9 protein-coding genes are annotated in these 11866 nt (G+C 43.1%); 1 reads left to right on the top strand and 8 read right to left on the bottom strand.

Annotated features, from left to right (window positions below; translation table 11 throughout):
* Window positions 1-338 precede the first annotated feature (338 nt).
* Both Q0081_RS02095 and Q0081_RS02100 read right to left on the bottom strand, forming a co-directional pair.
* Window positions 339-1883, bottom strand: coding sequence for a sodium:solute symporter family transporter (locus Q0081_RS02095; protein ID WP_298348693.1), 1545 nt, complete (start codon window positions 1881-1883; stop codon window positions 339-341).
* A gap of 109 nt (window positions 1884-1992) precedes the next feature.
* Window positions 1993-3486, bottom strand: a complete 1494-nt coding sequence (locus tag Q0081_RS02100) for an acyl-CoA synthetase (protein ID WP_298348695.1) — start codon at window positions 3484-3486, stop codon at window positions 1993-1995.
* Window positions 3487-3683: 197 nt separating this feature from the next.
* Here Q0081_RS02100 and Q0081_RS02105 point away from each other — a divergent pair, with 197 nt between their 5' ends.
* Window positions 3684-4415, top strand: a complete 732-nt coding sequence (locus tag Q0081_RS02105) for an NrtR DNA-binding winged helix domain-containing protein (protein ID WP_298348697.1) — start codon at window positions 3684-3686, stop codon at window positions 4413-4415.
* A 9-nt stretch (window positions 4416-4424) separates the two neighbouring features.
* On the opposite strand, the gene Q0081_RS02110 is transcribed toward Q0081_RS02105, so the two are convergent.
* The 6 genes from Q0081_RS02110 to Q0081_RS02135 form a co-directional block, all read right to left on the bottom strand.
* Entirely contained in the window at window positions 4425-5537 is a 1113-nt protein-coding gene (locus Q0081_RS02110) for a hypothetical protein (protein ID WP_298348700.1), read from the bottom strand.
* A 3-nt stretch (window positions 5538-5540) separates the two neighbouring features.
* Window positions 5541-5807: a hypothetical protein gene (locus Q0081_RS02115; protein WP_298348703.1), complete on the bottom strand. Its 267-nt coding sequence runs from the start codon at window positions 5805-5807 to the stop codon at window positions 5541-5543.
* Entirely contained in the window at window positions 5804-6646 is an 843-nt protein-coding gene (locus Q0081_RS02120) for a hypothetical protein (protein ID WP_298348704.1), read from the bottom strand. Before Q0081_RS02120 ends, Q0081_RS02115 begins: the two co-directional genes overlap by 4 nt.
* 103 nt (window positions 6647-6749) lie before the next feature.
* Entirely contained in the window at window positions 6750-7727 is a 978-nt protein-coding gene (locus Q0081_RS02125; protein WP_298348706.1) for a sugar phosphate isomerase/epimerase, read from the bottom strand.
* Between the two features lie 101 nt (window positions 7728-7828).
* A complete protein-coding gene (locus Q0081_RS02130) occupies window positions 7829-10675 on the bottom strand; it encodes a PQQ-dependent sugar dehydrogenase (protein WP_298348708.1) in 2847 nt (948 codons plus the stop codon).
* 283 nt (window positions 10676-10958) lie between these two features.
* Window positions 10959-11699: a hypothetical protein gene (locus tag Q0081_RS02135; RefSeq protein WP_298348709.1), complete on the bottom strand. Its 741-nt coding sequence runs from the start codon at window positions 11697-11699 to the stop codon at window positions 10959-10961.
* Window positions 11700-11866: the final 167 nt, after the last annotated feature.

Genomic DNA, 11866 nt, shown 5'->3' on the forward strand with positions numbered 1-11866 from the left:
TGTGCTGTGACAACTTGGGCAAAATAGGTACATAATCTTTGAGTTTAGTCACTCCAAAGTTAGGCATTTGCCCCAGTTGTCTATTTTTTTGTTATAGCATTACTTTGCGCGCACTGCCGTTATTATTTAATCTCTCACGGGTTAAAGCGAGTAATCAACTATAAAACATACTTTAAAACGGGTGTGGAAGTAACTAACTTTGGAATTACGTCAATTTTATTGGCACGAACGGTGTTGATTCAACACACGAATGCAAAGGTAGTAATAATGGTATTATACTCGTAAAAAATTTGCTGTTTCTTCGTTTTTTGAAAATAGACGCGGTTTTTAATTAATTGTCAAATAGACGATTGTACGGTTTTTTTACCAAAGACTAAGGCTAAATGATTTTCATTTGGAACACGATTTGGACTCAATTTGCTGACAATAATATATACGAGAAAGGAAACCAAAAAAGCGGGAAATACTTCATGAATTTCGCTCAGGGTTTCAACATTGAAACGTATACCAAATCGCCAAATCACATTAATAACCATACCTGCTACCATAGAAGCTACCGCTCCTAAGTCAGTTCCCCAGCGGAAATAAAGCCCTCCGAAAATGGTTGGAAAAAAGCTTGCCGCGAAAACGGAACCTGCAAAAGACGACATTTCGACGACGCCGGCTGGTGGGTATAAAGTGAAAATAAATACCAATAGGCAATACAACAGCATACTTCCTTTGGTACGAGCTACAATTTTATGCTCAGCCATCGGCTTCCAAATATGCCAGATGTCTTTGACTATGGAGGTACCCGCTATTAGTATTACCGATGCTAATGAAGACATTCCAGCGGCAAACAGACCCATCATGCAAATTCCCGTTACCAAGGAGTTGTTCAATTTATTAAACATCACTCCCACCACCTGATCTGTATTGTTGATAAGTTTTGCAGCTTCTTCTTGAGTAACCATTCCGTGAACAAAAGCTCCGATACAAAACACACATAAGAGTGAAATTCCCAAAAAAACAGGTGTCCAAATCATGGCAAAGCGCATACTTGCCCGGTCTTTGATGGAATAAAATCGAATGATGAGCTTGGGGTCAGCAATTTGTTTCATGCCGATGGAAAGCCCGATTGCCAAAATGTAAGAGAAAGAAGCTCTATCTCCAAAAGTTACCATACCCCGACCGATTGCTTCGCCCGTTTTGGAGGGATGGTTTAAATAGGCAAGTTTTGTCATCATCGGTTCATACCCACCTACGTACCAAAACGGAATCACAAACATAAGAATAGCTACACCAAACATTAAAATGCCCTGAATGGCATCTGTCCACATCACCCCATACATCCCGCCGACCATGGTGTAAGCACAGGTAAAAAAGATAATAATGAAGGCTGCTAACCCATAATTGACTTCCAATACCGTTTCGAGCAAATTGGCGCAACCTTTGGCGATACCTGTCATATACCAGAGTGTGGCAAATAAAATAATGAACGAAGACAATACGCGAATACTCCGGGAAAGGTTGCTTTTGTATCTCAACTGAAAATAATCAGGTACCGTCAATGATTTTAACCGTACAGATTGGTTCCGCATACGCGGTCCCATGACCAGCCAGGAAATAATGCAGAATACTACCCAAAACAACGCTACATACGCCCAAGACAAACCATATCGAAAAGATTCTCCTGCCTGACCAATGTAAGTACTGGTACTGATAAAGGTCGAAAAGAAAGCCAATGACACCACCCAACCCGGAATTCGGCGATTGGCCAAATAGTATTCATTGACGTTTTTGGAAGCACGTTTCTGGAAAATCCAACCGATATAGACAATTAAGCCCACATAAACGGCGATGCACACCAAGGTAACTGCATGTTTTTGTAGATAGTCAGCCATAGTTAATGGGTAAGAGAGCGGTCATCGTCGGTTACGTCAATATCCATGCGCGAAACGATAAAGGCATTGAGCGCAATCAATACTAACATAGCCCAGAAGGGAAAAGCAATTAAGAATTCCATAATTTTTTCAGGTCATTTTTGGTAACTTTTCCCATGGCGTTTCGCGGCAACTCTTCCACAATTTTGTAGTGCCGGGGCACTCGATAAGAGGGCATCCGTTCGCGCATCCACTGATTCAATTCAGTTAAGTCAACGGTCGTTGAGGTTATCAAGGCGGCCGCCACCGTTTCTCCCCACTCTTCGTTGGGAATTCCTACTACGCTACAATCTTTAACAGCGAGATGGGTTCGTAACACTTCCTCAATTTCAAGGGCAGATATTTTGTAACCGCCTGATTTAATAATATCGACGGAACTGCGTCCTAAAATCTTATAACTACCTTCTTCGATAATCGCTACATCGCCGGTTTTGAACCAACCGTCTTCCGTAAAAGATTCCTGAGTAGCCTGTGGGCGGTACCAATATTCCGAAAATACGTTCGGTCCTTTTACCTGAATTTCGCCCGCCTGCTCTTTTTCTACTTGCTTATTTTGTTCATCTACTAATCTTACCAGTACGTTAGGCAAAGGAACACCCACAAATCCTGCTCGGCGCTGACCGTGGTAAGGGTTGCTGAGTGCCATGCCGATTTCAGTCATTCCATACCGTTCAAGTAAGGTATGACCGCTCACTTTCTGCCATTTTTCCATGATGGAAACAGGTAACGCCGCTGAACCCGATACCATGAGACGGAAAGTTTTCATAGCGTTTGAGAGAGCCTGTTGTTCTTCGACGACCAAACTTTCAAAATGAGCAATCAATTTGAAATAAATCGTGGGAACTGCCATGAAAATCCCGCTGACACTAAGTTGTGCCATTTTTTGAAACCAATTAAAGACTTTTTGCGGGGCAAATTCAGGTAAAAACTCAACACATCCTCCCACCCACAGCGTACAACTAATGACGTTGATAATGCCGTGTACGTGGTGAAGGGGTAAAATACACAGAATTGCGTCGGTTGATGCATATTCCCAAGCCTCAACAAGAGTGGAGATTTGGGCTTCGAGATTGGCGTGGGTTGTTACGACACCTTTGGGCAAATTAGTGGTACCACTTGTGTATAGAATCATGGCACGTCGCTCGGTGCTGATTTCCAGTAAGCCGATTGTTCGGGTTTTTGTTTCCTCACCCAAAACGATGAATCGAATTCCTTTTTCTTGGGCTAACGGTCGTAAAATGTCCTCAAATTGAGGAGAAACTACTATGATTTCTGCACCAGTATCTTCAATAACATATTGCAAAGAAGGCAAAGGGTGGGTGGTACAAAGCGGAACGGCTACCCCTCCGGCTTTCCATATCGCCCATTGCACTTTGACATACTCAAAACTCGACTCAACCATAAATGCGACTCGGCCTTCGGCTAAATCAAACGCATTTCCCAGCAATACAGACGTAAAATCCGTCGATTCATCCAATACGTTTTGATATGTATAGTGCTCTCCATTGGAAATAATAGCCGTGCGGGTTGAATGCTTCTGAGCTTGGTGGAAGATTTGGAGCATGATTTAACGCTGAATCGTAGAAAACAGTACTAATTGGAACAGTAAACCAAGAGACTGAATTCTTTGTAAATAAAAAGTAGGATAATTAATTAAAAAGCCTTTGGTAATTTTTGTGGGTTTGCATCAATTTGATACAAACTTATTAGCCGTACTTCGATATTCCAAATTTTTTCCTTTTTTTGTGCAAATTTAATCTCATGCCTACCAGCCAACCAATAAAAGCTTTTTTAGATAAGGGACCCGAATATTTGCCCAGCGTCTCCGTTGATTGCGTCATTTTTGGGTTTCACGAAAATCAATTGAAAGTATTATTACTGGAATTTAAACATACAAAAGCTTTTGCTTTGCCAGGCGGATTTGTATTCAAAGAAGAAAGTACAGATGAGGCTGCCACGCGGATTTTGTGGGAGCGAACGGGAGTTAAAGATATCTATTTGGAGCAATTTCATACGTTTGGGGAGCAAAATCGCGGAAATTGGGATGTTCACAAAGCAACCATGTCATCGCATGGCTTTGAACTTGAAGTAGAACATTGGCTACTTCAGCGGTTTATCTCCATCGGTTATTATGCATTGGTAGATTTTTCCAAAGTGCAGCCTACGCCCGATATTTTTTCTGATTTAGGAGACTGGTATGATATACATCAAATTCCGGCATTGATTCTTGACCACAATATGATTATTGACAAAGCTTTAGAGACGCTCCGATTGATGCTTGATCATAAATTGGTGGGTTTCAATCTGTTGTCTGAAACATTTACGATGAATGAACTGCAAAGCCTGTACGAGACGATTTTGGATAAGAAGCTGTTGCGAGCAAATTTTCAACGAAAAATGCTCAGTTTAGGGATATTGGAGCGAGTAAAGAAGAAGTTTTCAGGGAAAGCCCATAAGCCTCCTTATGTGTATCGGATTAATCAAAATCAATAAGTAACAGGCTTAATTAACTCGCCATTTTAACTTAAATACCTTCTGTTGGGAGGGCGTGTTTTTACTGTTTGTTACATCACGGTCAAACAAACGATTCAGATTATTGCCCGCAGGGTCTTCCAGGCGAGATTCGATTTGAAGAGCGTATTCGCCAATAGACCAAGGCTTCAATGGAATAAATTGCCACTTTTTTTCTTCATCGGAGAGCTGAATGGAGCCCTCAATCGGCTGACCTTGGCTATCCACCACCTGAACCGCATTTTGCAATAAAATATAGTCCAGAGTTTCTTTCACATTCACCTCAAGTGGTTGAAGTGTGCCCTTCAGCGGAGCTTTTACCTGCCATTCGTTGGTAGAGGGCGAAGTCATATCGCGGGTTGTGACCACAAAATTCTTGGTGTAACTCTGCTCCAAGACAGTGCCTAGTTCATCGGGCCATTGATTGGAAATCACCAATTTGTAGCGTTGACCTTGGGTTAATGGCGCTCCCTGAAGTTTGTTGGGTTGTAAATCACGTTTGATTCTGCCTGGATCAAGCCAAAGGGTTAAAATGGTTTTCTCGGCGTTCCACAGTTCGGGTTGTAAATTCAGAAAAATACGGGGCAACGTGTCGCCTTGCTGATTGAGTAATGAAATATAGTGCAAAGAATGCCCTTCCACCATTGGGCGGGAAAAAACAAAATAGAACTTCAGCAGGTTTTCGGGTAAAGTATCTTGGCTGGGATAAATGCCCGATAGGGTAGGAATATCCGTTGATTTAGGAATTTCAATTTCGGCGAGCAGCTCTTTTTCTAAAACAACTTCGTAGCGTAATCCTCTGGTGAATGGAATAAGCGGCTCAAAAATCAAGGTGTCTTTGCTGATTTTGTAATCGCCCAGAATAGCGGTTTTTATGCCTGGCCTTGCCAGTTGTACTTTTACTAAGTGGGAGATTTCGTCCCTGCTAATGGAATTGAGCAGGGAAAGCGGTATCAATAATCCCGTTGCCTGACCATTTTTCCAGTGAATGGATAGGTTGGCTTTGGAAGTTTCCTGTCGTTGGGCACAACCGAAGAACAGGACTAAACAAAAAAGAATCAGTTTGCACGAGTTGCGCAAACTGATTCGTACTTCTTTGTTCATAATTTACAACGAACGGTTATTGGATGTCCGAACGTCAAGGTCTCCGTTGGCTCTGCGTTGGAGGAAAATAAATTGAGTATCGTCCAATTTGTCCAATTGCAGCACATTTACCATCGGGAAAGATACGTAAGGTACCCCTGCGGTACTGTAATTCTCTTTGATAGGCTGAGTAAGTGACCCTTGGTAGGTTTCAATGTCTTTGAATTTAACTTTCATAACCGGACGATCAGAATTTGCCATGATGAGGAAAGATTCATCTCCTTTTTTCATGGTACCAAAGGACTGTTTCCTGCGCCAAATTCACCTACCGTACGTCCTTTTACGTGAGTTCCTGTTTTCAAATCTTCGATTGGGAAAAGTACTAAAGGAGTGCAGGTATAACTGGCTACCAAAAATTTCTTGCCGTTTAACTCTGCTGTAGTGAAAGTCTTAATGGGGGAATTAGTTTCGTACTGACCGTGTGCCGCATGATAAATTTCCAACGAAGATTGATTTTGGCTATTGGTAAACGGAAATGCAATGCTGCGGAAAGTGGAACCAAATTCCTGATTGGATAATCCACTGACCATCACTTTGCCATCAGCATAATTGAGGTCAGAAATAGCCCATACCCGCATCGGCCGACCGCGTTGGTCTTTGGCATCTTCTGCTGGGGCGTTGTTGAGCGCCACCATCGAAAACTTGATATCTTTCAAGCTTACCGGTTGGATATTGTCACCGTCTATTTTTAATAAAACAGGTGCTCCGCTACCAGATTGCACAGCGCAATACACTTTTTTAGAAAGCGGATTGACCACCAAATCCTGAATGGTAATGTTTTTGGCTTCAGTACCCAATAAGGCCGCGATTTTTTGGTCAATGTTCTTTATTTCAACCGCTTTAGCCGTGGCAACTGTCTCGGCATCTTTGGTATCGATGGCAAATACCGATGCACTTTTAGAATCTCCTATAAACAAGACACCTTCCGGGCCAAAGGCAAGCGCACTTATCGACTTTACTTCGGGTGTGCCCGTCTCAAAACCGCTCAATACGCTTGTTGTGCGATTTGTGTAGGCTACCAACAGCACCGCAGAAACTGCTGCGGTCAATGATAATAACGTCTTTTTCATAGTAGTGATGATTTAAAAGTTTGATTGTTTTGTGACTTACGAGAGTTGATAATGGATGTGTAATACAACACTAAGTAAGTGAAAGTGTTTCTTAGTGAGCTAATTATGAGGTGATTTTCTTTAAATTGGTAAAACTCGTCGCTATACTTTCAAAAGGATTGGGAGCCATGTCCTGTTCTACGAAATAATATTTCAAACCAGCGATTTTGGCATTGGCAAAAATCTTTTTGAAATCCACGACCCCGTTGCCGATTTCCGTCGGGGTTTTCAAATCCTGATTGATGTCTTTGGTGTGCCAAAGTGGAAAACGCCCGGGTTGTTGTTTGAATAATTCGACGGGGTCGTAGCCGGCTTTTACTACCCATGCCATGTCCATTTCCATTGTAACAAGGTCAGGGCTGGTTTGGGAAAGAATCAATTCGTAAGGAGTTTTGCCTTCTACTTTATCAAATTCGGTCGCATGATTGTGATACGCAAAACTGATTCCCGCTTTTTTGCAAGCTTCTCCGGTTTTTACAAATACCTCAATTGATTTTTTGATTTCATCCAATGTGCCCACAGGCGTAGAAGCACAGACCAAGTAGGTAAGACCGCCTTCGGCCGCTTCATCCACGATTTGTTGGTAATTTTCCAAAAGATTCAATCGTTTGGGCATATTCGCCGGCATTGGGCGAGGAGGTTGGCCGCCTCCTCCAGCCGCTCCCTGCGGCGGTACGCCAGCAGGTGGTGTACCGGCGGCTCCTGCTTGAGCAGGACGCGGACGGAAAGGTGCACCGCCTACGTGGTGAGCACGCCATGTCATTCCCAAGTCTTCCACTATTTTCTTAAACTCTTTGGGGGTATAGCCGTAATAGCCATCTTTCATGCTGAATGCTGACTCAATTTCTTTGTAACCAATGGCAGCTACTTTTTCTAAAGAACCTTTGGCGTCGTCAGACATGGCTCTGAACAGCGTAAACAACTGTAAGCCGGGACGAGGAAAAGCTTCAGGAGCAAATAGGTTATTGGCAAAAGAAGGTATAGCTAAACTGCCTAATGCCAAAGCACCGGAGTTTTTAAGGAAGTTTCTGCGATTTTGCATTCTTATTGATAGATTTTAGGGAGCGTATTGTTACGCCCAAAGCCAGTAAATACAATGAACGTTGATAAGATTTTGAGGCCTTATCAACGTGTAATTAAGGGTTATAGGTTAGGGGTGGTATTCTGAAACTGTATCGTACTGACCGACATCAAAATCTGATTTGGTTGGGCATTAGGGTTTTTGAAAACAAAATACACATCGTGAAAACCTTCCGTTGCTTCAATTTTGGCAACGGCCTGTTGTCCCATCTGTCTTCGTTGACCGCCCCCAGCTGCCGCAGGAGGTGTTGCCGGTTTGCTGCCATTAGCAGGGGCAGTAGTAGCAGCGGCAGGAGGTGGGCCAAAAACAGGATCCTTCACCACCACGGGTGAAGTAGTACCGATTAATTTACCCGTAGGTGAGCCCAACCGAACTTCCACTACGCCTCCAGAAGCACCAACTCGGGTGGTAGCTTGTGCCATAATTTCGATTTGCTTAATGCCGGTCAAATCCAACTGATTGTAACCGATGTACGAATCGTTGCCAATTAGATTGAATGATTTAGAAGGAGTAATCAACAACTCCGAACCTTTGCTTTTTTCGGCTTTGGCAGGGTCGAGGGAGGGGTTACGTAAATGCAGGATGTTTGCAGACATCAATGGTGAAAGCAATTTGGTGCCTCTGTCGGTATAAGCGGCCCGTAATACGTAGCTGCCGCGTCCGTTTTCTCCTGCAGGAACTTTAGCGGTGTAGGCACCTTCGGTGGGGAAGGATTGAGCCTGCAGGGGTTTTTCTCCCAAACTCAAAATGTATTTTACCATCGTAGCCGCGTCGTTGGGCGAAATTTGCGGGTGGGCGCTCATGGCGTGGTCGCCCCATACACCCCCGCCGCCTGCGATGATTTTTTTTGCTAAGTTTTCAGGGGCTGTTGCATCACCTTTGTATTTTTGAGCAATGTCTTTGTAGCTGGGACCTACCGATTTTTTATCCACGATGTGGCAGGATTTACAATCGCTTGCGCTGATCAGTTTATGACCGGTATTGAAACGAACTGACGCGTCAGTACCTTGATAGTTGGAAGCAATTTCAATCGGGTCAAAGCTATCGGGCATGTAATCAATGTTGACAGCTACCTGACCTGAGGCGATTTTTCCGTTTTCCAGACTTCCGTCTTCTTTGTCGGTTACTTTGACTTTGTATTCAATTGTTTGATTAGGAAAAAAGAAAGATTTATTCCCTTTTGTTACTTCAAATGCCACTTCAGGTGCTTCATTTCCTGCTTTGATTTCGAGCGTGCGGCTGTTTTTGGCACCTTTCGGGTCAGTGACCGTTAAAATTGCTTTGTAGGTGCCCGGTTTATCGAACGTAACAGTAGGGTTTGCCTGAGTCAGCGTTTTGAAAATACCTGCTTTAGAAGTGATTTTCCACTCGTATTTAAGCTCATCCTGGTCAAAGTCCTGCGTTCCTTCGGAAGAAAAAGCAACTTTGAAAGGAACAGCCCCTGCTTTTTTGTCGGAAGTGGCTTGTACGATTGGCTTGCGGTTGCCGGCGTTGTATTCGATTTTTACCAAACGGGCATTGTCATTTCCTCTAAACCACGCACTGCCGTATTCTAAGACATACAAATCGCCGTCGGGGCTGAAATCCATATCAATGGCGCTGCTGAAGTTTTCGCTTGGCATAAAACGCTCCATAGATTTATAGTCGCCGTTTTCGTCCATTGTCATGGACATAATCCAACCGCGCATAAATTCTACGGCCAACCATTTGCCTTCGTAATAATCAGGAAAAGAGCGTGGGGCATTTTTGAAGTCGGCTTTTCTGAAAACAGGGCCACCCGTTGCGCTGCGGCCCGAACTGCCCACCAAAGGGAATTCCGGTGAGTTGGCATAAGGATACCACACAAAGGCTTTTTGGGCAGGAGGTAATTCTTTCAAACCGGTATTGTTGGGAGAATCATTGATAGGCTTGGCGGGGTCAAATTTAGAATTTGCTTTGACTTTGTTGGTTTCAAAATCCCAATCTGCATACACTTTGTTGTCGCCAATGAAATAGGGCCAACCGAAATTACCTGCTTTTTTGGCCTGATTGAATTCATCATAACCGCGAGGGCCGCGTTCGGAGTCCTGTGAGGCATCCGGCCCTACTTCGCCCCAATACAAAAAGCCCGTTTTGCTGTCAATAGAAGGCCGCCAAGGGTTACGATGGCCCATGGTGTAGATTTCAGGACGGGTTTTTGGAGTTCCCGCGGGGAATAAATTGCCTTTTGGAATCTTGTACGAGCCGTTAGGTTGGGGGGTAATACGCAAAATTTTACCGCGCAAATCATCGGTACTTGCTGCGCCGCGCTGATCGTCCCATGTACTTTGGTTGGGTCGTTCATCCAAGTTGGCATAACCGTCTGAATTACTGTTGCTGGTGTTATTACCCGTAGTTAGGTATAAATTTCCTGCTTTGTCAAACACCATTCCACCGCCGGTATGGCAACATTCTTCGCGTTGGGTAGGTACTTCGATAATCGTTTTTTTGGAAGCTTCCACCAATTCATCACCTTTCAATTCCCAGCGTGCCAACACGTGTTTTTTCTCGGCCGGATCGGCATAGTACATGTAAATCCAGTGATTTTGCGCATAGTTTGGATCGGCAATCAGACCCATGAGCCCTTCTTCCGCTTCACGTACCTGTCCCTGACGGTTGGTATATTTTGTATTGACGGGAATAGCGGCCAATACGCTCACTTCCCTGGTTTTAGGGTCGTATGCTTTTAGGTTTCCCTTGCGTTCGACAAACAAAACGCGTTTGTCGGGAAGAAATGTCATTTCCATGGGCTCATCCAACTTTTCGGTTAAGATGCTTTTGGTAAAACGATTTTCTTCGGGTGGGGTAGATTGGCCATAGGAGGAGGCCACGATTCCCAATGTACTCAACAAAAACGCTGATATACGAAGGAAGGGGGGAGAAAAGTGCATACGAGAATTGAATTTTGGTAATTTTCTTAGTAAAAATAGAAAGAATCAATTCAAAAATACGTGTAACGGTTTGTATCAAATGGAGACAATAGACAAAAAACAGTAACTTACCGACGAGTCCCCGTTTCTAACCGACTATTGGGGTGTCGTTAATGAATTCGATTGGTTTCGTGGCCTGGGTAGGGGCGCACCTCTAAATCCGTATCCCTAAATGAAAGGACAAAGCCACCAATGAATTATTAAAATCAACTGAATTGTTGGCTTTTTTCAAAAAACTATACGCTTACATATTTTCCGCTTTGAGTTCTGCAAAGGCTTTCAATTTTTGAAAAACGGGAATGTCTATCCCAAAAGCGAATAAGCTTATAGTGACTTCACTCCGCACTGCTAAGTAGCTTTTTTCATTTTGAACGGAATAAAAGGCCAACCCTAATTTTAAGTAGGGACGACGGGAACTGTTATTGAGATAAAATTTAACGGCAGGGCTGATTCTGAACAGTCTGTATTCGTGCGAGATCGTTCCGTCATCAAAATCCTTTTGGTAGTTGTAATTATCAAAATGAAAGCTGAGTGTGTTGCTGACTTTAAATTGACTGACTTCCATACTGAGAGCCAGCTTATCTGATAGGCTTGTTAAATGCCATTCTACACCAAGAGTAGGTAAGAAAAGATGATAATTGACCGGTACAGTTGTATTGATCCCCGGTTCATTGTATTGTACCCCTGATGGCTCAACTTTTTGGTTGTAGGTAGGCAACTGCATCTTCATTTGTTGATAACCTCCTTGCAGATAAAAGTGCATTGAATTACGTTTTTTCGAGATGATGTTCATCTCATAAGGTGATTTTATGCACTCATTGTATGATTTTACCACCCTGATTAATTCACTTTCCTTAATTTGCTGACCTTGATAGAGAATATCAGGACATTCCAGTTTGACTAAACCGTGAATGATATCCTGAAATAAAAGTATCGTTTTGACATAGCTTCTGTCTGTACCCTGAATTTCCTTGGTTTCAATCAACAGCGGGTATAATTTTTTAGACTTGTACAGGAAGTAGTCATTTTTTAATCCCTAACTCCGCTTGATAATTACGTAAAGAGGAAAAAACCATAGCCAGAACGTGCAATATTGGTTTTTGTGTAATTAATTTATATTACGTAAATACGTATCACATTATGAATAAAACA

Source organism: Runella sp., assembly GCF_027484545.1.
Taxonomy (GTDB): domain Bacteria; phylum Bacteroidota; class Bacteroidia; order Cytophagales; family Spirosomataceae; genus Runella.